Below are 21,268 nucleotides of genomic sequence, written 5' to 3' on the forward strand. Positions count from 1 at the left end.
ACCGCCGGGCGGACGTGTCTGTACAGGACACCGGTTCCGCAGGACCCTGGCAGGGAGCAGCGGACCCGTGCCTCCCGAGCACGGCGTCGCCGCGCGGAGGTCATCGTGAACCGTCCCGCTCTCCTCGCGCTCGCCCTGGTGTCCGCCCTGTGCCTGCCACCCGGCTCGTCGTACGCCGCCCCACCGGCGGCCGAGGCGCCGACCGAGGCCTCGACCGAGGCGCCCGTCGGCTGCGCCGACCCCGTCTTCCCGGAGCCCGTCCGTGCCGACTCCGCCGCGGCCTCGCGCGCCGGGCTCGGCGAGACGGGCGACCCGACCGTGTGGCTCGACACCTGCGGCGAGGTCTACTACCGCGAGTCGCTGCGGGTCGGCCCCCACGCCGTGCCGACCGCCGAGCCCGCGACCGCGGTCCCGGCGGCGGCCGGGGTGCTGGGGCTGTCGTCGCGCCCGTCGTCGAACCGCACGATCTACCTCGACTTCACCGGCCACCGCACCGCGAACACGGCGTGGAACCGCGACTTCGGCGTCAACGCGTTCACCTCACCGCCGTTCCAGGTCGACGGTCCGACCTCGACGGCGTTCTCGGCGGTCGAGAAGGAGCAGATCCGTCGGGCGTGGGAGACCGTGGCCGAGGACTACGCGCCGTTCGACGTGAACGTCACGACGAAGGACCCCGGGCAGGCCGCGATCACCCGCAGCTCGGCGTCCGACCGGAAGTTCGGCACGCGGGTCGTCGTCACGGCCGGCGGTCCGCTGTACCAGCGCTGCTTCTGCGGCGGCATCGCCTACCTCGGCACGTTCGACCTCGCCGGGCGGCAGTCGCCGGTCTACCAGCCGACCTTCGTGTTCACGAACGGCTCCACCGACCAGGGATGGCTGTTCGCCGAGAACATCAGCCACGAGGCCGGCCACAACCTCGGGCTCGACCACGACGGCCGGGGGCGCGAGGAGTACTACTTCGGCTCCCAGCGGTGGGCCCCGATCATGGGCGCCAGCTTCGACAAGCTCAGCCAGTTCTCCCGCGGCGAGTACGAGCGCGCGACGAACACGCAGAACGACCTCGCCATCATGACCCGGCACGGCATCGCCGCGCGCCCGGACGACCACGGGGACGCCGCCGGCGGGGCCACCCCGCTGCCGGGGACCGACGCCCGCCGCGCCGCGGGCGGCGTGGTGTCGACCTCGGTGGACAAGGACGCCTTCTCCTTCACCCCGACCGCGGACGGGCCGCGGACGATCACGGTGGACCCGACGGGCGGGGCCACGAACCTCGACGTGCAGCTCACCCTGCTCGGCAGCGACGGCGCCGTCCTCGCCACGGTGAACCCGGCGCCGTCGGGCGACGTGACCCGGCCGTCCCCGGCCTGGCTGCGGGCGCGCTGGACCGGCGACGTCGAGGCGGGGCGCCGCTACACGGTCCTGGTCGACGGGGTCGGGTACGGCGACCCCCGGACGCAGGGCTGGTCCGGCTACGGCTCCCTCGGGGCCTACCGCGTGGCGGTCACGGCCGGCTGACCGCGGGCGGCCGACCACGGTCGGGCGGTCGCGGTCGGACGACGGCGAGCGTCGCCACCGCCAGCAGCACGCCGAGCGCGGTGCCGACGGTGTTCATGAACCAGTCGTTCGTGTCGCAGACCCGGCCGGTGGCGGGCACGAGGGCCTGCACGAGCTCGATCAGCGCCGAGACCCCCGACGCGACGACCGCGACCCCGACGGGCCGCCGGCAGGCCAGCACCGCGGCGTACGTCGCGGGCACGAACAGCGCGATGTTCGCGAGGGTGTCGAGGCCCTGGAACGGGACCGAGAGCTGCACGGCGCAGCGCACCTCGTCGAGCGCCGCGGCGGGTTCGGGCCAGGCCGTCAGCGCCAGGCCCGCTAACCCGGCGACCACGGAGAGGGCGGCGCTCGTCCGGCGGGCGTCGTACCGGACGAGGAGGACGCCGACGAGCAGCATCGCGAGCAGGAGGCCGGCCAGCACCCAGCGGACGTACGCCGAGTACTCGACCAGCAGGGTCGAGATCACCGCAGTGCTTCCGCGTCAGCGCTCGAGGAGGCTGCGGGAGGCGAGGAACGTCTCGACCGTGATCCGCAGCGCGACGCGCTCCGGGTTCTCGCTCGGCACGCGGTAGCGGGCGGCGTACATCTCCTCGGCGCGGGCGACCCCCGGCCGGTCGGTGACGACCTCGGCGCGTCCCTCGAGCGAGGACCAGCGGCCGCCGTCCACCGACCCGGCCGCGACGCGGGGGTCGGCGGCGACGTGGCGCGCCTTGACCGAGCCGCGCCGGGTGATCACCCAGGCGCACTCCTGCTCGTGGTCCAGCGCGACGCCGACGGCGACCACGTGGGGCCGGCCGTCGGCGTACAGGCTGGTCAAGGTGCACAGCTGGCGCTCGGTCCAGAACTCCAGGAGGCCGGCGGGGAAGTCGCCCCAGCCGGGACGCCAGCTCATGTTCACCAGGCGAGGATGACAGGTGTCAGGCGACGACCGCCGAGCCGGTGCGACGGGTCCGGCCGGCGCGGGCGCCACCCAGGCGGACCCGGACCGCCGCCGCGGCGAGGACCAGGGCGGCGACGACCGCGGCGGCCGCCACCAGGACGCTGTCGGGGGAGTCGGTCACGCGGCCGTACGCCAGCCAGCCGAGGCCCCAGATGGTCGCCCCGGCGACGGTGACGCGACCGCCGAGACGCTGGGCGAGGACCACGCCGCCGGCCGTGACGGCGACCAGGACGAGCAGCGAGACGACGTACCCGACGACGCTCGTGGCGCCCATGCCGGTGCCGACGAGGGCGGCGGTGACGTTGGCGCCGGTCGCGACGGCGACCCAGCCGAGGTAGAGCCCGAAGGTGCCGTCGACAGCGACGGTGTCGACCACGCCGTCCCCACGGGTGACGGTGAGGCGGCGCACGATCTCGACCAGCGTGGCGAGCAGGGCGAGGATCACGACCACGCTGCCCCAGATCCACCCCTGCTGGACGACGAGCAGCCAGGCCGCGTTGAGGACCATGGAGGCCGCGGCGAGCCAGCCGATGCTGCGCTGGCGCGCGGAGGTCGCCTGGCCGGGCAGCCACTGCCAGATCGTGTACGCCGCGAGGCCGGCGTAGACGACCGACCAGATGGAGAAGGCCGGCCCAGCGGGCGCGACGAGGGTGGAGTCCGCGGACAGGGCGCCACCGGACACGGCGGAGACCTCCGTGCCGAGCACCCCCACCCCGACGAGGGTGCCGAGGACGCACGCGACCTCGGCGACGGTGACGGTGACCTGGCGGGCCCGGTCCGTGCCGGTGGGAGAGGTGCTCATGCACCTAGTGTTTCACGAACTTAAGGACTTTCCCATTCCTTGAGGATGAGATCCTGCTCGCATGGGCGACCACCCCGCGGCCGCGACGGCACTGGAGGCACTCGACTGGGTGGTGGCCCAGGAGCGGCCGCTGGCGGACGGCGTCGGGTGGCCCGGGGTCCCGGACGACCCCGCCCTGCCCCCGGACCTCTACTCGGGCGCCGCGGGCGTCGTGCTCGCCCTGCTCGAGGCGGACGCCCACGACGGCGACCCGCGGTGGGCGGAGGCCGCCGCGGCCGGCGCGCGGGGTCTCGCCGCCGTGGCGCCGTCCGTGACCGACGCCTCGCTCTACTTCGGGGCCACCGGGCTCGCCGTCGCCCTCGACGCGGTGGGCCGGCGACTGGACGACCCCGTCGCCCGTGCCGCCGCGCGCGAGTGCCTGGACCGCGTCCGTGCGGCCTTCGACGGGGAGCGCTGGGGCGACGCCTTCGACCTCATGGGCGGCAACGCCGGGATCGCGCTCGGCGCGCTCGCGCTGGGAGACACCGACCTCGCGCTCACCGCCGTCGAGCCGTACCTGCGCACGGCCGAGACGACGCCGTACGGGGTGACCTGGGAGAACCGTCGCGGCCAGCCGTCGCGGCGCCACCACGTCTCGCACGGCACCCTCGGCATCGCCCAGGGGATCGCGGTCACCGCGGCCGCGACCGGTCGGGACGACCTGCGCGAGCTCGCCCTGGCCGCCGTGGCCGACGTCGTGGCCCGCGACGAGTCAGGGGGCGGCGGGTTCCTCGTCCCGCACTCCGACCCCCAGCAGCTGCCGGACCGGATCGACCGGTTCAGCCACGGCTGGTGCCACGGGCCCGCCGGCGACGCGCAGGTGTTCCGGACCCTGGTCGCCCTGACCGGGGACGCCTCCTGGAGCGTCCTCGTCGACCGCTGCTGGACCACCGTCCTCGGCTCGGGGATCCCGGAGCGCCGTCGGCCGGGGTTCTGGGACAACAACGGCCGCTGCTGCGGCACCGCCGGCGTGCTCGCCCTCGCTCTGGACCGGGAGGTCGAGGCCGGCGACGGAACGGCGTTCGCCGAGGTCCTCGTCGACGACCTGCTGGCCCGCGCCACCCGGGACGCCGAGGGGGTCCGCTGGTCCAACGTCGAGCACCGCGCCGAGCGGCCGGTGCTGCCGCCGCGCCTCGGGTGGGCCATGGGCAACGCCGGGATCGCCCGGGAGCTGCTGCGCCACGGCCGGCTGGTCACCGGCCGAGACCCGGCGTACGCCGTGGCCACCCCGGGCCACCCCGGTACGGTCGCCGCATGAGGCTGCCCCCCGCCCTGTCCCGCGGTGTCGACACCGTCCTCGACCGCACGATCGTGCCCGGCTACACCAAGATCGGCCCGGCCGTCCGCCGCCGGCTCGGCACGTGGCCGAGCGACCCGATGCCGACCGCGCTCGACGGGCGCACCGCGCTGGTGACGGGCGCGTCGTCCGGGCTGGGCATCGCGGCCGCGGAGGGTCTCGCGAAGCTCGGCGCCCAGGTGCGCCTCGCGGTCCGCAACACCGACAAGGGCGAGCAGGCCGCCGAGGAGATCCGCCGCGCGGTGCCCGGCGCCGACCTGCGGATCGAGCGGTGCGACATCGGCGACCTCGACGACGTCCGCCGCTTCGTCGAGGCGTACGACGGGGACGCGGTCGACGTCCTCGTCCACAACGCCGGCGTCATGCCGCCCGAGCGGACCGAGTCGCCGCAGGGCCACGAGCTCTCGATGGCCGTGCACGTGCTCGGGCCGGTGCTGATGAGCGAGCTGCTCGCGCCGCGGATGAGCGAGACGCGGGTGGTGTTCGTGACCTCGGGCGGGATGTACCCGCAGAAGCTCCGCGCCGACGACCCCGGCTACCTCGACGGCACCTACTCGCCGACCACGGCGTACGCCCGCTCCAAGCGCGCCCAGGTCGAGCTGCTCCCGGTGCTCGCGCAGCGGTGGCAGGCGCAGCGGACGATGGTCGCCGCCATGCACCCTGGCTGGGCCGCGACGCCCGGCGTCACGGAGTCGCTGCCGACGTTCGACAAGGTCCTCGGGCCGGTGCTGCGCAGCCCTGAGAGCGGCATCGAGACCGCGGTGTGGCTGGCCGCCTCGACGCCCGTGCCGGAGTCCGGGTTGCTGTGGCACGACCGCCGCCCCCGCCCGACCAGCCTCCTGCCCTCGACCCGCCCCACGACCGCGCAGCGCCAGCTGCTCTGGGACTTCGTGAAGCGCGCCACCCAGCTGCCGTAGGGCCGAGACCCGGTGGTCGAGGTGTGAGGCGCGCCAGCGCCGAGCCTCGAGACCCGGTGAGAGGCGGAGGGTCCCTCACCGGGTTTCGAGGCTCGCTCCGCTCGCACCTCAACCGGCGGCGGCGTCGAGGGCCTCGAACCAGCGTCCGTCCCGCATCGCGAGGCGGTCGGCGTGGGTGAAGATCGACACGATGTTGCTGATCGCGCCGTTCGCGCGACCGTGGTCGAGCGCCGTCAGGAACTCCTCGACCTCGTCGGCGGGTGCGAGCAGGATCGTGTCGAGGTACGTCGCCAGCTCGTCGGCGTCCAGCTCGGTGTCGCGGAGCTGGTAGGGGCTGTGCAGCGCGGCGTGGAGGAGCCAGTAGCGGGTGGCGTCGTCCCGCAGCACCGGGACGTGGCGCTCGGCGACCGGCAGTGCGACGGACCGGTCCATGTGGCCGCTGGCCACCATCATCGTCAGCAGCAGGTGCCCGTCCCGCCGGACGACGCGCGGCGCCCACGAGCCGCGTTCGGGCACGAGCAGCTCGTCGTTCAGATCCATCGCGAGAACCAGATGCGGTCGAGCCACTCGCCGTTCGTGAGCAGGCCGTCGGTCCAGATCGGCCAGAACCAGGCGAAGTTCACCAGCACGAGCAGCACGAACGAGCCCGCCACCACCACCCCCGCCGTACGACGCGGGGAGTGGCCGCGCCCCGGACCGATCAGCGCCCCCATGACCATGGTCAGCGCGAGCACGGTGAACGGCAGCATGGCGATCGCGTAGAAGAGGAAGATCGGCCGGTCCGCGTTGGCGAGCCACGGCAGCCACGTCGACAGGGCGCCGAGGACCGGCAGGCCGTAGCGCCAGTCGCGCCGCCCCACCCAGAGCGCCGCCGAGGCGAGCAGCGCGACAGCGCCGCCCCACCACAGCACCGGGGTGCCGAGGATCAGGACCTGGCGCAGGCAGTCGCTGTCCGCGGCGGCCTCGCAGCCCTGCTCGCCGGGCTTGATGTCGAGCTGCGCGTCGACCCCAACCGGACGGCCCAGCAGCGGCCAGCCCCACGGGCTCGACTCGTAGGTGTGGTCGGAGCAGTCGAGGTACTGGGTGTGGAAGACGTACATGTCGCGGTGGTAGCTCGCCAGCGACCGCAGCGACTGGGTGACCTCGCCGAGTCCGGAGGCGTCCGGCTCGGTCGCGGTCGCCCAGCGGGCGTCGGGGTCGGTCGCCGGGTCGGAGTCGCAGTCGGCGGCGGGGGCGACGTACTGGGTGTACTGGGTGCTGGACAGCGACTCCTCGTACTCCGCGGCGTTGACGAGCCACCCGGTCCAGCTGGCGACGTACACGACGAGGGCGACGAGGACGAGGTAGGCGAACGCGGGGACGCCGTCCACGAGGGCCGAGCGCAGCGCCGCCCACCGCACGCCCAGGCCGCGGCGGAGCGAGGCGCCCCACAGCCACACCAGGACGCCGAGGAGCGCCATCGGGTAGAGCGCGGTCCACTTCGTGCCGGCCGCGAGCCCGAAGGCGACGCCGGCGGCGAGCAGCCACGGCCGCCACAGCAGCGCCCGCACCGGCCCCCACCCGGAGGCGACCGGGACGTCAAGCCCGCGGCGCTCCAGCCGGGTGCGGACGGCGTCGCGGTCGGCGACGACGCACGCGACGGCCACCAGCAGGAAGAGCGCCAGGAAGATGTCGAGCAGCCCCAGCCGGGACAGCACGAGCTGCATCCCGTCGAGGCACAGCAGGAGGCCGGCGACGCAGCCGAGCAGGGTCGAGCCGGTCATCCGGCGCGCGAGCCGGCACATCACGAGCACCATCAGCGAGCCGGCGACGACGGCGGAGATCCGCCAGCCGAAGGGGTCCATCCCGAACGCCCACTCGCCCCCCGCGATCAGCCACTTGCCGACCTCGGGGTGCACGATCATCGACGGGCCGTCGGTCCAGACGTCGTCGACCCGGCCGTCGAGGATGAGCTGGTCGGCGTTCTCCTTGTGGTCGCGGACGTAGCCGAAGTTCAGCAGCGACCAGGCGTCCTTGGCGTAGTACGTCTCGTCGAACGCGAAGTCGTCCGGACGGCCCAGGTGGTAGAGGCGCAGCAGCAGGGCGAGCGCCGTCACCGCCAGGGCGGCACCCCAGTCGGCGAGGCGCTGGCGGCCGGTGCGGGCGGCGAGCAGCGCGCGACGTCCGCGGGGGGCCCGCGGACGGGCCGGCGGCGCCGGGGTGGGGGCCTCCGGCGTGAGGGTGCTCGTCACGAGGGCGAGGGTACGGCGGGGCCCGTCGCGCCGGGTGCTGGGAGGATCAGCCCATGAGCGGTGTCCTGGTCCTGGCCGCCACCCCGATCGGGCAGGTCGGCGACGCCCCGCCCCGGCTGGCGGCCGAGCTGGCGGGCGCCGACGTCGTCGCCGCCGAGGACACCCGCCGCCTGAAGCGGCTGCTGACCGACCTCGGCGTGGAGACCACCGGCCGCGTGACGTCGTACTTCGAGGGCAACGAGGCCGCCCGCACCCCGGTGCTGCTGGAGGAGCTCGTCGGCGGCGCCCGGGTGCTGCTCGTGACCGACGCGGGCATGCCGAGCGTCTCCGACCCCGGCTACCGCCTGGTCGCCGCGGCCGTGGAGGCCGGCATCCGGGTCACCGCCGTCCCCGGGCCGTCGGCGGTGCTGACCGCGCTCGCGGTCTCGGGGCTGCCGGTGGACCGGTTCTGCTTCGAGGGCTTCCTGCCGCGGAAGGCGGGGGAGCGGGCCACCCGCCTCGCGGGACTGGCCGCGGAGGAGCGGACGATGGTCTTCTTCGAGGCCCCCCACCGCACCGCCACGACGCTCGCCGCGATGGCCGACGCGTTCGGCGCCGACCGCCCCGGCGCGGTGTGCCGGGAGCTGACGAAGACCTACGAGGAGGTCCGCCGGGGCGGCGTCGCCGAGCTCGCGGCGTGGGCGGAGGGCGGCGTCCGCGGCGAGGTCACCCTCGTCGTCGCCGGCGCCACCCCGCCCGGCCCCGCCGACATCGCCGACGACGCCGACGCACTGCGCGCCGCGGTGGGCGAGCAGGAGGCCGCCGGGATGTCCCGCAAGGACGCGATCAAGGCCGTCGCGGCCGCCACCGGCGTCGGGCGACGGGACCTGTACGACCTGGTGCACCGCTCCGACGACTGAACGCGGAGGATCCCAGCGCCCCAGACGCTGGGATCCTCCGCCCTCACTGCACGGTGGTGGTGTCGTAGGAGTAGATCCCGTCGCCCATCGTGAGGTCGGTGTACGACGGCGCCACGTCCTCGGCGACCGTCTCGCAGGTTCCACGGGGGACGAAGCACGTGACGACGTCGACCGGCTCGTCCCCCACGGGATCGACAGCGAGCGCCTCGAGGGTGCGATCGCTGAGCCAGCGGAGAGGTGCCAACGATTCATCCTCGTCCAGTCGCAACACGCGGACACCGGTCTCGACCTCGAAGACCTCGAAGTCCTGACGTGGCTGGGTCACGACATAAGTGGCGTCGGGGGAGAGGATCGCGCCGTCTCGACCGGGCACGGTGCGCGTGGGGCCCTCCACAAGAGGCATGACTTCCACCGACTCTTTGGAGGCCGAGATGGCGGTGCGCCCGGCGGAGACGTCGAGCGCAGCCTGGCGGCCGTAGGAGAGGCCCGCCACCTGTGGGCTGCCCGGGACCGAGAGGTCGGAGGCCACGTTCTCATTCGCGATCGGGTTGTAGGTCCACAACCGGCCTTCGTCCAGGGCGATGAGTTGGGGCAGCTCGGCACCAGTGCTCCGGGGAGCTTCTTCGTACCGGGTCGTCCCTGCTACCTTGCCCGCCGCCGTGTCGTAACCGAAGAACTCCTCCTCGTCCCGGTCGAGCCACGCGACGTAGCGACCGTCCGTGACCAGCGCGACCGCCGCCGGGTCGGTCGAGGAGCCGATGCGCTCGGTGTCCCCGGTCGGGTCGGTGAGTCGGACGTCGTACGCGGCGTCGATCCAGACGATCCCCGCGTCGGTGAGGACGTACGCGCCCGGCTGCTCGCCCAGATCGACCTCGAGGTCGCCCACGTGCACCAGCCCGTCGACGGCCCATGACGGCGCGGAGGGGTCGAAGGCCTCCGAGGCGACCTGGGTGCGGTCCTGGCCGAGGCCACCCAGCGCGATCGGTGTGACCACCGCGAGCACAGCGACCACGGCCGCCACGGCGACCACCCCGGCGACGCGGCGGCGCCGTACCCGACGGTCACCGGCGGCGACGAGCGCGTCGACGTCCTCCCAGGGCGTGGCGCGTCCCCGCTCCTCGAGCGTCTCCCGCAGCACGTCGGTCATCGCACACCCGCCTGTCCGGCTCGTCGTCCCAGCTCGTCGACGAGGAGCGGGTGCTCCTCGCCCAGGTGATCGCGGAGGTTCGCGAGCGCAGCGCTGACCTGGCTCTTCACGGTCCCCGGCGCGCAGTCGAGCGCCGCCGCGGTCTGCGCGACGGTGAGGTCCTCGTAGTAGCGGAGCACCAACGCCGCCCGCTGCCGCGCGGGGAGCGCCTGCACCGCCGCCCACATCGCGTCGCGCTCGGCGAGGGTGTCGACCGCGGAGCCGCCGACACGCTCGGGCACCTCGTCGGTGGGCTGCTCGTGCCACGACCGGCGCCGCGACCACGACACGACGGTCGTGGCCATCACCCGGCGGGCGTACGCCTCTGCGTTGCGCGGGTCCCGCAGCCGGGGCCAGGCGACGTACGTCGCGACCAGCGCCTCCTGCACCAGGTCGTCGGCGAGCGAGCGGCGCCCGACCAGCAGGTACGCCGTCCCGCGCAGCACCGCCGACCGGGCGCGCACGAACTCGGTGAACGCGTCCTTGTCGCGCCCGCCGCGCCGCAGCGTCAGCCCCATGTCGACCCCTTCCGTCCCCCGATCACACCACTCAGGCGCATCGGGGGACGGAAAGGTTCGGTCAGCTGACCAACGTACGTCTTGACCAGCGTCTCCTGCACCAGATCCTCGGCGAGGCCGCGCCGCCCGACGAGCAGGTACGCCGCCCGGTGCAACGCCCGCGACCGCGCCTGCACGAACTCGGCGAACGCCGCGCTGTCGCGTCGTCGCCGCCCCCTCGGCAGCTCCATCCGCCCCTCCTCGATCCACGGCGGCCCCGGCGGGTCGCGCTCATCAGATCAGGACGCACGGACACCCGGGAAGGTTCGGTGGCCCGCGGCCTAGGGTCAGCCCATGAGCCGGGTACGCGCCTTCGCCCACGACGACCTGCGGTTCGACGTCGCCGACGAGGGACCCGAGGACGGGGACGTCGTGGTGCTGCTCCACGGCTTCCCGCAGCGGTACACCTCGTGGCGCGACGTCGTCCCGCGGCTGCACGCGGCCGGCTACCGCACCCTCGCCCCGGACCTGCGTGGCTACTCGCCGGGTGCCCGGCCGAAGGGTCGCCGGGCCTACTCCCTCGACAAGCAGGTCGGCGACGTGAAGGCGCTCGTCGACGCCGTCGGCGGACCCGTCCACGTCGTCGGCCACGACTGGGGCGGCGCCTACGCGTGGTCCTTCGCCGGCGCGCACCCGGAGCTGACCCGCACGCTCACCGCCATCTCGACGCCCCACCCCCGCGCCTTCCAGGCCGCGCTGCGGACGAAGGAGCAGGCGCGGAAGTCCTGGTACATGGGCGTCTTCCAGGTCCCCCTCCTGCCCGAGCTGGTCGCCGGCAGCGCCCCGCGGCGCTTCGACGGGCTGCTGCGGGCCAGCGGGATGACCCGCGAGGACGTCGAGCGGTTCCGCACCGAGGTCGTCGCGTACGGCGCCCTGCCGGGCGCCCTCGGGATCTACCGCGCCATGCCGATGATGCTCACCTCGTCGGGCAGCGGGATGGGCCGCACCGTCCGCGTCCCGACGACGTACGTCTGGAGCACCGGCGACGTCGCCCTCGGGCGCCCGGCGGCCGAGGCGAGCGCGCAGTACGTCGACGCGCCGTACGAGTTCGTCGTGCTGGAGGGCCCCAGCCACTGGCTGCCCGAGCACGCCCCGGAGGCCGTGGCCGACGCGATCCTGGCGCGCGTGGGCGGATGAGTTCGTCCCGCGAGGGCGTGCCCCCGGCGCCGGAGCCGCTGCCCCATCCCGTGGTCGACAACCACTGCCACCTCGACATCAGCCGCGGCGACGAGACCGCCCTCCCGGTGGAGCAGGCGCTCGCGGAGGCCGCGGCGGTCGGGGTGAGCCGCATCGTGCAGATCGGCTGCGACCTGCCCGGCGCGCGGTGGGCGGTCGAGACGGCCGAGCGGTACGACGCCGTCGTCGCCGGCGTCGCCCTGCACCCCAACGAGGCGCCGCTGCTCGCCGAGCAGGGCCGGCTCGAGGAGGCCCTCGCCGAGATCGAGGCGCTCGCCGCGCACCCGCGGGTGCGGGCGGTGGGGGAGACCGGCCTCGACGCCTTCCGCACTGGCGACGAGGGCCGGGCCGCGCAGGTCGAGAGCTTCCGTCGCCACGTCGACCTGGCCAAGCGCCTCGACCGGACGCTGGTCATCCACGACCGGGACACCCACGACGAGATCCTCGAGGTCATCGACTCCGAAGGCGCGCCGGAGCGGTGGGTCATGCACTGCTTCTCCGGGGAGGCCGACTTCGCCCGCCGCTGCCTCGACCGCGGCGCGTTCCTGTCGTTCGCCGGGACCGTGACGTTCAAGAACGCCCAGCCGCTGCGCGACGCCCTCGCCGTCGTCCCCCGCGACCGGCTGCTCGTCGAGACCGACGCGCCGTACCTCACCCCGACGCCGTACCGGGGCCGCACCAACGCCTCCTCCCTCGTCCCGCTCACGGTCCGGGCGATGGCCGAGGTCCGCGGCGACGACCTCGGCGACCTCTGCGCAGCCATCGACGCGACCACCGACACCGCCTTCGGCGGCCCCTGGGGCTGACGGGCCCCGGTGGTCGAGCAGGTCGGCAGGGTCTCGACGACGCGCGCTCGCTGCGCTCGCGTGCTGCTCGACCACCGGGAGAGCGGTAGAAGGTCGTCCCACGGGGTCTCGTGGCCCCTCGCCAGGGCTCGGGGCACCTCGACCTCCGATGGTCGGGCCGTGGGCCGTACGACGGCCACGACCCGCGGTGGTCGAGCCCGTCGAGACCTCGGCGTCCGGGCGTGGCGGGCAGGGTCTCGACGACGCGCGCTCGCGTGCTGCTCGACCACCTGAGGAGCCACGAGATCGGGTGAGGTGCCCGAAAACCCTGGCGGGGGGATCGTGTCGACAAGTCGCCTCGGATTGGCACACGCCCGCGGCCTCGCTATGGTCGGGTGCTTGTTGGCCGGAATCGGGCGGCCGCTCCCTCCCCGCGGGAGCACCCCTGCACCCGTGAGCGTCGTCCCCCACGTCGCGCACGCGCCCGAGGTCCGGAGAGCGCGACGTACGGAGATCCGTGGTTTCCCCCGAGAACACCCCTGCCCCGAGCACGAACCCCGGTACGACATCCAGCAGCACCCCCAGCGGCAAGAAGCGCCTGGCGCGCCTCCTCGGCAGCCGCGTCGCCCTGGTCGGCACGGCCACGGTCGTCGCTCTCGCCGTGGTGGCCACCACCGTCGGCTACTCGGCGATGGCCAAGGACGTCACCGTGATGGTCGACGGCGAGCCCCGTGACGTCTCCGCGATGGGCGGCACCGTCGGTGACGTGCTCGAGGCCGAGGGCATCGAGGTCGGCGAGCGCGACCAGGTCGCCCCCGAGCTCGACACCGCCGTGGACGACGGCAGCGAGATCTCCGTCCGCTACGCCCGGCCCGTGGAGATGGTGGTCGACGGCGAGGAGTCCACCCACTGGGTGACCGCGACCGACGTCGCCAGCGCGCTCCAGCAGATCGGCGGCCGCTTCGGCGACGCCGCGCTGTCGGCGTCCCGCGGCTCGCAGATCGACCGCGGCGGCATGACCCTCGAGGTCGTCACCGCGAAGAAGCTCGACGTCACCATGGGCGGGGCCAAGACCCGCACCAAGACCGTCAACGCCCTGACCGTCCAGGACGCCCTCACCGAGCTCGAGGCCGAGATCGGCGAGCACGACGTCGTGAGGCCGGCGCTGGACGCCGAGGTCACCGACGGCGACGCGATCACGGTGACCCGCATCGACTACGAGCGGGAGAAGGTCGAGGGCGAGGCGATCGACTTCGAGACCGTCGAGCGCACCGACGACGACATGACGACCGAGGAGACCGAGACGGTCCAGGAGGGCGTCGCCGGCGCCCGCGACGTCGTCTACCGCCGCACCCTGCGCAACGGCAAGGTCGTCGAGACCGAGGTCCTGCGCAGCAAGGTCACCCAGGAGCCCGTCGACGAGATCGTCGTGACCGGCACCCAGGAGCCGGAGCCCGAGCCGGTCGAGGAGAACTACGCCGACGGCGGCACCGTCTGGGACGCCCTCGCGCAGTGCGAGTCGGGCGGCAACTGGGCGATCAACACCGGCAACGGCTACTACGGCGGCCTGCAGTTCAACCTCGGCACCTGGCAGGCGTACGGCGGCACCGGGCTGCCCAGCGACAACTCCCGCGAGGCGCAGATCGCCGTCGCGACCCGCCTGCGCGACGCCACCGGCGGCTACGGCTCGTGGCCGGGCTGCTCGTCCGCGCTCGGCCTCCCGCAGTAGTGCGCGGGGACACGCCCGTCAGAATGACGTCATGAGCACCTCCGCCGGTCCCCGGTTGCTGGGGCCGGTGGAGGTGCGGGCCCTGGCGGCCGCCATCGACCTGCGGCCCACCAAGCAGCGCGGCCAGAACTTCGTGGTCGACGCCAACACCTGCCGCCGCATCGTGCGGGAGGCGGGCGTCGGCCCCGACGACGTCGTCCTGGAGGTCGGGCCCGGCCTCGGGTCCCTGACGCTCGCGCTGCTGGCCGAGGCCCGCCGGGTGGTGGCCGTCGAGATCGACCCCGCGCTGGCCGGACTGCTGCCCGGGACGGTCGCCGAGCGCGCCCCCGACCTGCCCGACGACGCCTTCGAGGTCGTCGAGGCCGACGCGCTCCGCCTCACCGAGCTGCCCGGCCCGCCGCCGACCGCGCTGGTGGCGAACCTGCCGTACAACGTCGCCGTCCCCGTCCTGCTCCACCTGCTGGCGCTGTTGCCGTCGCTGCGGACCGGCATGGTGATGGTGCAGTCCGAGGTCGCCGACCGCCTGGTCGCGACCCCCGGCTCCAAGACGTACGGCGTCCCGTCGGTCAAGCTCGCCTGGCACGCGGTGGCGCGGCGCGCCGGGACGGTCGGCGCCCAGGTGTTCTGGCCCGCCCCGCACGTGTCGTCGGGGCTGGTGGCCTGGGAGCACACCGACCCCCCGGCGACGACGGCCTCGCGGGAGGACGTGTTCGCCGTGACCGACGCGGCCTTCGCGCAGCGCCGCAAGACCCTGCGGGCCGCCCTGCGCGGGGCCGGCCTGGCCGCCGCCGACGTGGACGCCGCCCTCGCCGCCGCGGGAGTGGACGGCGGGGTGCGGGGTGAGACACTGTCCGTCACGGACTTCGCTCGCGTGGCGGAGCACCTGGCCATGGGGGGCCTGGAAGCGGGAGGTCGGCGATGACCACGGGGGACGTCCGCACGCTCACGGTCCGCGCGGCCGCGAAGATCAACCTGCATCTCGGGGTGGGTGCGGTCCGCGCCGACGGCTACCACCCGATCGACACCGTCTTCCACGCCGTGTCGCTCTTCGACGACGTCACCGCGGCCACCGGCGAGCCAGGGTCCGGCCCCGTCCTGACCCTCGACGGCTCCGACCACGTCGACCTCGTCGACGTCCCCTTCGACCGGCGCAACCTCGTCCACGCCGCGGCCACCCGCCTCGCCCGCGAGCAGCAGCGGGCCCCGGACGTCCGCGTCGCCGTCCACAAGTCGATCCCCGTCGCCGGTGGCCTCGCCGGGGGGTCGGCGGACGCCGCGGCCACGCTCGTCGCGCTCGACCGGCTCTGGGGGCTCGACCTGGAGGACCAGGACCTGCTGCGGGTGGCCGCCGACCTCGGCAGCGACGTCCCCTTCGCACTCCTCGGGGGTACGGCGCGGGGCACCGGCCGCGGGGAGGTGCTGCAGCGCGTCGACGACCGCTCCACCTGGTGGTGGGTGCTGGTGACCTCGACCCACGGCCTGTCCACCCCGGCGGTCTACCGCCGCTTCGACGAGCTGTTCCCGACCGCGCCCGCACGCCCGACCCCGGCGGACCGGGTGGAGCGGGCCATCCACTCCGGTGACCCGGTCCAGCTGGCCCGCGTCCTGCACAACGACCTCGAGCCTGCGGCCTTCGACCTGCGGCCCGGGCTGGCCGAGCTGGTCTCGCGCGGCGAGGCCGCCGGAGCGCTCCGGGGCATGGTCTCCGGCTCCGGCCCGACCTGCGCCTTCCTCTGCGCGGACGCCGACGCGGCCCGCGCGGTCTGCTCCGAGCTGCGGGAGACCGAGCCGGCGCGCGCCGGCGACCTCGGCGCGGACGGCGCCGTCCTCGTCACGACCGGACCGGCACCCGGTGTGCACCAGGTCGCCTACGAGCGCCGATGAGCCAACCGCAGTCCGGCGGAGCGAACCTGGTCAACCTCGAACGGGTGTCGCACGCCTACGGGGTCCGTCCCCTGCTCTCCTCCGTCTCCCTCGGCGTCGCCGCCGGCGACCGCGTCGGCATCGTCGGCCGCAACGGCGACGGCAAGACGACGCTGCTGGAGGTCCTCACCGGCCTCGTCGACCCCGACGGCGGGCGGGTCTCACGACCCCGGGGCCTGCGGATCGGCTACCTGCGCCAGGGCGACGACCTCGACGAGGCCTCGACGGTGCGCGAGACCGTGCTGGGCGGCAAGGCCGACCACCAGTGGGCGGCCGAGTCCGGGACCCGGGAGGTCGTCACCGAGCTCCTCGTCGGCATCTCGCTCGACCGCGGGGTCGCCGGCCTGTCCGGCGGGGAGCGGCGCCGCTGCGCGCTGGCCGCGCTGCTGCTGGACCGCAGCGACCTGCTGGTGCTCGACGAGCCCACCAACCACCTCGACGTGGAGGCCGTGGACTGGCTGGCGCGCCACCTCGTCGGCCGCTTCTCCGGCGGCGGCGCGCTCGTGGTCGTCACCCACGACCGGTGGTTTCTCGACGCGGTCTGCACCACCACCTGGGAGGTCCACGACGGCGCCGTCGACGCCTACGAGGGCGGCTACGCGGCGTACGTGCTGGCCCGGGCCGAGCGGCAGCGGCAGGCCGAGGCGTCCGAGTCCCGCCGCCGCAACCTGGTCCGCAAGGAGCTGGCCTGGCTGCGTCGCGGCCCGCCGGCGCGGACCTCGAAGCCCCGGTTCCGCGTGGAGGCCGCGAACCGCCTCATCGAGGACGAGCCGCCCGCCCGGGACCGGCTCGAGCTGGAGCGGTTCGCCGTCCAGCGGCTCGGCAAGGACGTCCTGGACGTCGAGGACGTCGACCTCGTCCGCGGCCACCCGCCGGCGGAGCGTCGGCTGCTGCACCACGCGACCTGGCGGATCGGCCCCGGCGACCGGATCGGCATCGTCGGCGTCAACGGTGCCGGCAAGTCGTCGGTGCTGCGGCTGCTCGACGGCACGCTGCCGCCGCAGGTCGGCCGGGTCCGGCAGGGCCGCACCGTCGCGCTGCAGCACCTGACCCAGCAGCTCGACGACCTCGACCCGGCGAAGCGCGTCATCGAGCTGGTCGACGACCCGGTGACCGGGTCGGCGATGCTCGAGCGGTTCGGCTTCACCGGCGACCGACTCACGACGCGGATCGGGGACCTGTCCGGTGGGGAGCGGCGCCGGCTGCAGCTGATGGTGCTGCTGCTCGACGAGCCCAACGTGCTGCTGCTCGACGAGCCGACCAACGACCTCGACATCGAGACCCTCCGGGTCCTGGAGGACTTCCTCGACGGCTGGCCCGGCACCCTCGTCGTGGTCTCCCACGACCGCTACTTCCTCGAGCGGACCACCGACACGATCTGGGCCCTCCTCGGCGACGGGACGATCTCGATGCTGCCCCGCGGCGTGGAGGAGTACCTGGAGCGGCGCGCGGCGCGTGCGGTCGAGGCGCCCGTGGCGGCCCCGGCCCCCGCGGCGGCGCAGACCGGGCAGGACGGGGCGGACGCCCCGCGGTCCCGGGCCGGCAGCGCCGCCGAGCGGGAGGCGCGCAAGACCATGGCACGCCTGGAGCGGCAGCTCGAGCGGATCGCGAAGGCCGAGGCCGCGCTCGACGCCGAGGTCCTCGAGCACGCCCACGACCACGAGCGCCTCACCGGGATCTCGCAGCGGCTCGCCGCCCTGTCGGCCGAGAAGGCCGAGGTCGAGGAGGCCTGGCTCGAGGCCGGGGAGCTGGTCGACTGACGGCCTCCCCGGTCCCGCGGTGGCGTCAGTTGTGGCGCAGCCGCCGCTGGCCGATGCGGACCGGCTGGTTCCCGTTGCCGTCGCGGCGGGCGTCGTCCGCGCGGGTGATGCCGTCCTCGGTGGCGGTGGTCCTCACCCCGAAGCGCACCCAGGTCGGCAGGCTGAGACAGGTGCGGGGGGCCGACAGGACCATCGTGTCCCGCCGCGGCTGGAGCAGCACCTCGTAGCCGTCGCACATGACCGGCCCGACGTCGTCCTGGGAGACGTAGTCCTCCCGGACGCCGCCGGAGCGGTTCGCGACGAACGTGTACGTCGCCTCGTCGGTGACCACCCGACCCTGCACCTGGTAGGCGCCGGGCCCGAGGTCGGCGACGGTGACGCGGAGGGTCACCCGGCGGTCCTCGTGCTCCCCGACGGTGCGGACGACGTCCGCCCGCTTGGCCGGCGGTGGGTTGAGCCCCCGAGGACCCATGCCCGTGCCGACGGTGTCGCCGCGCCGGTCGGCGACGGTCTCGGAGTCGGCGACCGCGGGGGCGGCCAGCGCGAGGACGGTGGTGGCCGCCAGCGCGGTGGCGGCGAGGGTGCGGACGGTCATCGGCGGGCTCCTCGCGTGGTGGGTGCAACGACGCTAGGACCTCCGGGGGACGCCGTCCAGATGGTCTGGGCCGGTGTCAGCACCGGGTCGCAGGGCTGGGCGGGCTCAGCCGAAGGGGGCGAGCAGGGTCCGCAGCAGGTGGGCGAGGCGGCTGCGGTCGTCGTCCTCGAGACCCGACAGGAAGCCCTGCTCGGCGGCGAGGAGGGCCTCGAACGCCCCGTCCACGACGGTCTTGCCCTCCACGGTGAGCCGCACCAGGACCCCGCGACGGTCGCGGGGGTCGGGGAGGCGCTCGACCAGGCCGCGGGACACGAGCCGGTCGACGCGGTTGGTCATGGTGCCGCTGGTCACCAGCGTCTCGCGCAGCAGGCGCCCCGGTGACAGCTCGTACGGCGCACCCGCGCGGCGGAGGGCCGCGAGCACGTCGAACTCCCAGGACTCCACGTCCCGCTCGGCGAAGGCCTCACGGCGCGCGAGGTCCAGGCGGCGGGCCAGCCGCGAGATGCGGCTGAAGACCTCGACGGGCGCGAGGTCGAGGTCGCCGCGCTCGCGCGCCCACGCCTCGACCAGCTCGTCGACCTCGTCCCGGACCATCGGTCCACTGTAAGTCATGGTCGAGAATCTTGACATCAAGATAAATCGGACGCAGGGTGTCGGCATGGCGACCACCGGACACACCTGGGACCCCGCCCGCTACCTGACGTACGCCGACGAGCGGGGCCGGCCCTTCGTCGACCTGCTCGCCCGCGTCGGCGCCGCAACCCCGCGGACCGTCGTCGACCTGGGCTGCGGGCCGGGGAACCTGACCCGGCTGCTGATCGACCGCTGGCCGGACGCCGAGGTCGCCGGCCTCGACTCCTCCGCCGCGATGGTCGAGCGTGCCCGCGCCGAGGTCCCCGGCCTGGACGTCGCGGTCGCCGACCTGCGGGAGTGGACGCCGCCGGAGCCCGTCGACGTGCTGGTGTCGAATGCCGTGCTGCAGTGGCTGCCGGAGCACCTCGACCTGCTGCCGTCCCTCGTCGACCGGGTCGCGCCCGGGGGGTGGCTGGCGTTCCAGGTGCCGGGGAACTTCGGCGAGCCCAGCCACACGATCCGCGCCGAGCTGGCCGCGCGACCGCCGTACGCCGCCCACACCGCCGGGGTCGACGTCCCCAGCTCGCACGACCCGGCCGTCTACCTGGCGGCGCTGTCCGCGCTCGGCTGCGAGGTCGACGCGTGGGAGACGACGTACCTCCACGTCCTGACCGGCGAGGACCCCGTCTTCACCTGGGTCTCCGGCACGGGGGCGCGCCCCACCCTGGAGGCCCTGCCGGACGACCTGCGGGCCGAGTTCGAGGCCGAGTACGCCGCCCGGTTGCGCGCGGCCTACCCGCCCGGTGTCGACGGCAGCGTGGTGCTGCCGTTCCGCCGGGTGTTCGTGGTCGCCCACCGCCGGGAGGTCGCTGCGTGAGGCACCACCACGTCCAGGTCTGCTGCCCGCCCGGCGGCGAGGACGTCGCGCGCCGGTTCTGGGCGGACGGGCTGGGCATGACCGAGGTCGAGAAGCCGGAGCCGCTGCGTGCGCGGGGCGGCTGCTGGTTCCGGCACCCGGGCGGCGCGGAGGTCCACGTCGGCGTCGAGGACCCGTTCGCCGCGGCCGCCAAGGCTCACCCGGCCTTCGTGGTCGGCGGCGTCGCCGCCCTGGAGGTGGTGGGGGAGCGGCTGGAGACCCTCGGCTTCGTGGTGGACCGCAGCGAGCGCGACACCTTCCCCGGCTTCACCCGCTTCCACTGCTTCGACGGCCAGGGGGAGGGGCGCGGCAACCGCGTCGAGCTGCTCGCCGACCCGGGGTGACCCGGTGGGCGAGCAGCCCGCGAGCGCGTCCCCAGGTGCTCGAGCAGCACGCGAGCGGTCCCCAGGTGATCGAGCAGCACGCGAGCGCAGCGAGCGCGCGTCGTCGAGACCGTGGTGCGCCCGTTCCAGGGGTTGGGCCGGCGGCGTCTACCCCCAGAGCTCTCGCACCTGATCGACGACGGCGGCGGCCTGGGCGTGCCCCGCGCGGGCGGAGGCGCCGCGGGCGGCGAGGTCGAGGACGTTCTTGCCGATCGCGGTCCGTGAGGCGTCGTCCGGGCGGACGACGAGGTGCGGGTGGCCCTCGAGCTGCTGGTACGGGTTCTGCATCGGTCCCAGCCCCTTCGCGATGGGGGCGACGGCGACCACGAGGTCGCAGTCGCGCGCCAGGTCGGCGTTGACGGCCGAGTGCGCGCCGCCGTCGACGTGCGGCCGCCCGTCGATCGGGACGGGCGGGTAGACCCCGGGGACGGCGCAGCTCGCGGCCACCGCGTCGAGCAGCGGGACGCCGGCGTCCCGGTCGAGCACCCGCCGGGTGCCGGTGGTCGCGTCGACCACGGCGATGCGGAGGTCCGCGGCGGTCGGCCAGTCGGTCGACGGCAGCCGCTCGCCGATGACCTGCAGCCGCTCCTCGAGCGGCGGGGTGCTGCCCCGCCTCGTCCGCCGGACCGCCCACGCGCCGAGGTGGCGGCCGAGCTTCTCGACGTCCCCGCGGGCGCGCAGCACCGCCAGGCCCGCCCCGGCCACGACCGGCAGCCCGAACGACGGCGGGGTCGGCGCGTCGAGGACGTCGGGGACCTGCTCGGCGTACAGGTCGGCGAGCGTGGTGCCGCTGGTCAGCTGGGCCCCGACGACGGAGCCGGCGGACGTGCCGACGACGACGTCCGCACTCGTGAGGTCGACGCCGTGCTCGAGCAGCCCGGCCAGCAGGCCGGTCTCCCAGGCGATCCCGGTGATGCCTCCGCCGCCGAGGACGAGACCTCGTGACCGTCCGGGTGTGCCCGCCATGCTGTCTCCTCGATCGTCGGTGGTTACTCGTGAGTAA

Annotated in this window: 23 protein-coding genes; 12 read left to right on the forward strand and 11 right to left on the reverse strand. The window is 74.8% G+C overall.

Annotated elements, in window-relative coordinates; translation table 11 throughout:
* The first annotated feature begins 105 nt into the window (after positions 1-105).
* The gene (locus Q0858_RS00850) at positions 106-1,515 is read left to right on the forward strand and encodes a hypothetical protein (RefSeq protein WP_299050044.1); all 1,410 of its coding nucleotides are present in this window, start codon (positions 106-108) and stop codon (positions 1,513-1,515) included.
* Here the strand turns inward: Q0858_RS00850 and Q0858_RS00855 are convergent.
* The 3 genes from Q0858_RS00855 to Q0858_RS00865 are packed head-to-tail and all read right to left on the reverse strand — an operon-like array spanning position 1,502 to position 3,299.
* A complete protein-coding gene (locus tag Q0858_RS00855; RefSeq protein ID WP_299050046.1) occupies positions 1,502-2,023 on the reverse strand; it encodes a VanZ family protein in 522 nt (173 codons plus the stop codon). The two genes, Q0858_RS00850 and Q0858_RS00855, sit on opposite strands and share 14 nt — an antisense overlap.
* 15 nt (positions 2,024-2,038) lie before the next feature.
* Positions 2,039-2,449, reverse strand: a complete 411-nt coding sequence (locus Q0858_RS00860; RefSeq protein ID WP_299050048.1) for a pyridoxamine 5'-phosphate oxidase family protein — start codon at positions 2,447-2,449, stop codon at positions 2,039-2,041.
* Between the two features lie 25 nt (positions 2,450-2,474).
* Positions 2,475-3,299, reverse strand: a complete 825-nt coding sequence (locus Q0858_RS00865; protein ID WP_299050050.1) for a TspO/MBR family protein — start codon at positions 3,297-3,299, stop codon at positions 2,475-2,477.
* Between the two features lie 61 nt (positions 3,300-3,360).
* On the opposite strand from Q0858_RS00865, the gene Q0858_RS00870 reads away from it, so the two are divergent.
* Entirely contained in the window at positions 3,361-4,596 is a 1,236-nt protein-coding gene (locus Q0858_RS00870; protein WP_299050052.1) for a lanthionine synthetase LanC family protein, read from the forward strand.
* Positions 4,593-5,552, forward strand: coding sequence for an SDR family NAD(P)-dependent oxidoreductase (locus Q0858_RS00875; protein WP_299050053.1), 960 nt, complete (start codon positions 4,593-4,595; stop codon positions 5,550-5,552). The genes Q0858_RS00870 and Q0858_RS00875 overlap by 4 nt, the downstream gene beginning before the upstream one ends.
* Positions 5,553-5,660: 108 nt before the next feature.
* Here Q0858_RS00875 and Q0858_RS00880 read toward each other — a convergent pair whose 3' ends face one another.
* Both Q0858_RS00880 and Q0858_RS00885 read right to left on the reverse strand, forming a co-directional pair.
* Positions 5,661-6,092, reverse strand: a complete 432-nt coding sequence (locus tag Q0858_RS00880) for a DUF6357 family protein (protein WP_299050054.1) — start codon at positions 6,090-6,092, stop codon at positions 5,661-5,663.
* Positions 6,083-7,783, reverse strand: coding sequence for a phospholipid carrier-dependent glycosyltransferase (locus Q0858_RS00885; RefSeq protein WP_299050056.1), 1,701 nt, complete (start codon positions 7,781-7,783; stop codon positions 6,083-6,085). Before Q0858_RS00885 ends, Q0858_RS00880 begins: the two co-directional genes overlap by 10 nt.
* 53 nt (positions 7,784-7,836) lie before the next feature.
* Here Q0858_RS00885 and rsmI point away from each other — a divergent pair, with 53 nt between their 5' ends.
* Positions 7,837-8,682, forward strand: a complete 846-nt coding sequence (gene rsmI, locus Q0858_RS00890; RefSeq protein WP_299050058.1) for a 16S rRNA (cytidine(1402)-2'-O)-methyltransferase — start codon at positions 7,837-7,839, stop codon at positions 8,680-8,682.
* Between the two features lie 43 nt (positions 8,683-8,725).
* Here the strand turns inward: rsmI and Q0858_RS00895 are convergent, their stop codons facing one another.
* From Q0858_RS00895 to Q0858_RS00905, 3 genes are read right to left on the reverse strand one after another with little or no spacing between them, the layout of a single operon-like run.
* On the reverse strand, positions 8,726-9,829 hold the full coding sequence (locus tag Q0858_RS00895) for a hypothetical protein (RefSeq protein ID WP_299050059.1): 1,104 nt from the start codon (positions 9,827-9,829) through the stop codon (positions 8,726-8,728).
* Entirely contained in the window at positions 9,826-10,386 is a 561-nt protein-coding gene (locus Q0858_RS00900; RefSeq protein WP_299050062.1) for a SigE family RNA polymerase sigma factor, read from the reverse strand. The genes Q0858_RS00895 and Q0858_RS00900 overlap by 4 nt, the downstream gene beginning before the upstream one ends.
* A complete protein-coding gene (locus Q0858_RS00905; RefSeq protein ID WP_299050063.1) occupies positions 10,377-10,616 on the reverse strand; it encodes a sigma factor in 240 nt (79 codons plus the stop codon). Before Q0858_RS00905 ends, Q0858_RS00900 begins: the two co-directional genes overlap by 10 nt.
* 103 nt (positions 10,617-10,719) lie before the next feature.
* On the opposite strand from Q0858_RS00905, the gene Q0858_RS00910 reads away from it, so the two are divergent.
* The 6 genes from Q0858_RS00910 (at position 10,720) to Q0858_RS00935 (ending at position 17,798) form a co-directional block, all read left to right on the forward strand.
* Positions 10,720-11,562 (forward strand): alpha/beta fold hydrolase, encoded by an 843-nt coding sequence (locus Q0858_RS00910; protein ID WP_299050066.1) that lies wholly within the window; start codon positions 10,720-10,722, stop codon positions 11,560-11,562.
* Complete coding sequence (locus tag Q0858_RS00915) at positions 11,559-12,407, forward strand: TatD family hydrolase (protein ID WP_299050068.1); 849 nt, start codon at positions 11,559-11,561, stop codon at positions 12,405-12,407. Before Q0858_RS00910 ends, Q0858_RS00915 begins: the two co-directional genes overlap by 4 nt.
* Before the next feature lie 496 nt (positions 12,408-12,903).
* Positions 12,904-14,115, forward strand: coding sequence for a resuscitation-promoting factor (locus tag Q0858_RS00920; RefSeq protein ID WP_299050070.1), 1,212 nt, complete (start codon positions 12,904-12,906; stop codon positions 14,113-14,115).
* A gap of 31 nt (positions 14,116-14,146) precedes the next feature.
* Positions 14,147-15,037 carry a 16S rRNA (adenine(1518)-N(6)/adenine(1519)-N(6))-dimethyltransferase RsmA gene (gene rsmA / locus Q0858_RS00925; protein WP_299050071.1) on the forward strand — a complete coding sequence of 297 codons (891 nt, stop codon included), beginning with the start codon at positions 14,147-14,149 and terminating at the stop codon, positions 15,035-15,037.
* The gene (locus Q0858_RS00930; RefSeq protein WP_299050073.1) at positions 15,034-15,999 is read left to right on the forward strand and encodes a 4-(cytidine 5'-diphospho)-2-C-methyl-D-erythritol kinase; all 966 of its coding nucleotides are present in this window, start codon (positions 15,034-15,036) and stop codon (positions 15,997-15,999) included. The genes rsmA and Q0858_RS00930 overlap by 4 nt, the downstream gene beginning before the upstream one ends.
* Positions 15,996-17,798 carry an ABC-F family ATP-binding cassette domain-containing protein gene (locus Q0858_RS00935; protein ID WP_299050074.1) on the forward strand — a complete coding sequence of 601 codons (1,803 nt, stop codon included), beginning with the start codon at positions 15,996-15,998 and terminating at the stop codon, positions 17,796-17,798. The genes Q0858_RS00930 and Q0858_RS00935 overlap by 4 nt, the downstream gene beginning before the upstream one ends.
* A 25-nt stretch (positions 17,799-17,823) precedes the next feature.
* On the opposite strand, the gene Q0858_RS00940 is transcribed toward Q0858_RS00935, so the two are convergent.
* Entirely contained in the window at positions 17,824-18,393 is a 570-nt protein-coding gene (locus Q0858_RS00940) for a hypothetical protein (RefSeq protein WP_299050075.1), read from the reverse strand.
* 105 nt (positions 18,394-18,498) lie between these two features.
* Positions 18,499-18,987 carry a MarR family transcriptional regulator gene (locus Q0858_RS00945; RefSeq protein WP_299050077.1) on the reverse strand — a complete coding sequence of 163 codons (489 nt, stop codon included), beginning with the start codon at positions 18,985-18,987 and terminating at the stop codon, positions 18,499-18,501.
* A 64-nt stretch (positions 18,988-19,051) separates the two neighbouring features.
* Here Q0858_RS00945 and Q0858_RS00950 point away from each other — a divergent pair, with 64 nt between their 5' ends.
* Positions 19,052-19,843 (forward strand): trans-aconitate 2-methyltransferase, encoded by a 792-nt coding sequence (locus Q0858_RS00950; RefSeq protein ID WP_299050078.1) that lies wholly within the window; start codon positions 19,052-19,054, stop codon positions 19,841-19,843.
* Positions 19,840-20,226 (forward strand): glyoxalase, encoded by a 387-nt coding sequence (locus Q0858_RS00955; RefSeq protein ID WP_299050080.1) that lies wholly within the window; start codon positions 19,840-19,842, stop codon positions 20,224-20,226. Before Q0858_RS00950 ends, Q0858_RS00955 begins: the two co-directional genes overlap by 4 nt.
* 147 nt (positions 20,227-20,373) lie before the next feature.
* On the opposite strand, the gene Q0858_RS00960 is transcribed toward Q0858_RS00955, so the two are convergent.
* Positions 20,374-21,231: a patatin-like phospholipase family protein gene (locus Q0858_RS00960; protein WP_299050082.1), complete on the reverse strand. Its 858-nt coding sequence runs from the start codon at positions 21,229-21,231 to the stop codon at positions 20,374-20,376.
* Positions 21,232-21,268 lie beyond the last annotated feature (37 nt).

It is taken from the genome of uncultured Nocardioides sp. (assembly GCF_947489365.1).
Lineage (GTDB): Bacteria > Actinomycetota > Actinomycetes > Propionibacteriales > Nocardioidaceae > Nocardioides.

Bases quoted from the DNA above. Each gene is read 5' to 3' on its own strand.
- Q0858_RS00860 (WP_299050048.1), bottom strand. From the start codon at position 2,449: ATGAGCTGGCGTCCCGGCTGGGGCGACTTCCCCGCCGGCCTCCTGGAG.
- Q0858_RS00865 (WP_299050050.1), bottom strand. From the start codon at position 3,299: ATGAGCACCTCTCCCACCGGCACGGACCGGGCCCGCCAGGTCACCGTC.
- Q0858_RS00870 (WP_299050052.1), top strand. From the start codon at position 3,361: ATGGGCGACCACCCCGCGGCCGCGACGGCACTGGAGGCACTCGACTGG.
- Q0858_RS00875 (WP_299050053.1), top strand. From the start codon at position 4,593: ATGAGGCTGCCCCCCGCCCTGTCCCGCGGTGTCGACACCGTCCTCGAC.
- Q0858_RS00880 (WP_299050054.1), bottom strand. From the start codon at position 6,092: ATGGATCTGAACGACGAGCTGCTCGTGCCCGAACGCGGCTCGTGGGCG.
- rsmI (WP_299050058.1), top strand. From the start codon at position 7,837: ATGAGCGGTGTCCTGGTCCTGGCCGCCACCCCGATCGGGCAGGTCGGC.
- Q0858_RS00895 (WP_299050059.1), bottom strand. From the start codon at position 9,829: ATGACCGACGTGCTGCGGGAGACGCTCGAGGAGCGGGGACGCGCCACG.
- Q0858_RS00900 (WP_299050062.1), bottom strand. From the start codon at position 10,386: ATGGGGCTGACGCTGCGGCGCGGCGGGCGCGACAAGGACGCGTTCACC.
- Q0858_RS00905 (WP_299050063.1), bottom strand. From the start codon at position 10,616: ATGGAGCTGCCGAGGGGGCGGCGACGACGCGACAGCGCGGCGTTCGCC.
- Q0858_RS00910 (WP_299050066.1), top strand. From the start codon at position 10,720: ATGAGCCGGGTACGCGCCTTCGCCCACGACGACCTGCGGTTCGACGTC.
- Q0858_RS00915 (WP_299050068.1), top strand. From the start codon at position 11,559: ATGAGTTCGTCCCGCGAGGGCGTGCCCCCGGCGCCGGAGCCGCTGCCC.
- rsmA (WP_299050071.1), top strand. From the start codon at position 14,147: ATGAGCACCTCCGCCGGTCCCCGGTTGCTGGGGCCGGTGGAGGTGCGG.
- Q0858_RS00930 (WP_299050073.1), top strand. From the start codon at position 15,034: ATGACCACGGGGGACGTCCGCACGCTCACGGTCCGCGCGGCCGCGAAG.
- Q0858_RS00935 (WP_299050074.1), top strand. From the start codon at position 15,996: ATGAGCCAACCGCAGTCCGGCGGAGCGAACCTGGTCAACCTCGAACGG.
- Q0858_RS00940 (WP_299050075.1), bottom strand. From the start codon at position 18,393: ATGACCGTCCGCACCCTCGCCGCCACCGCGCTGGCGGCCACCACCGTC.
- Q0858_RS00945 (WP_299050077.1), bottom strand. From the start codon at position 18,987: ATGGTCCGGGACGAGGTCGACGAGCTGGTCGAGGCGTGGGCGCGCGAG.
- Q0858_RS00950 (WP_299050078.1), top strand. From the start codon at position 19,052: ATGGCGACCACCGGACACACCTGGGACCCCGCCCGCTACCTGACGTAC.
- Q0858_RS00960 (WP_299050082.1), bottom strand. From the start codon at position 21,231: ATGGCGGGCACACCCGGACGGTCACGAGGTCTCGTCCTCGGCGGCGGA.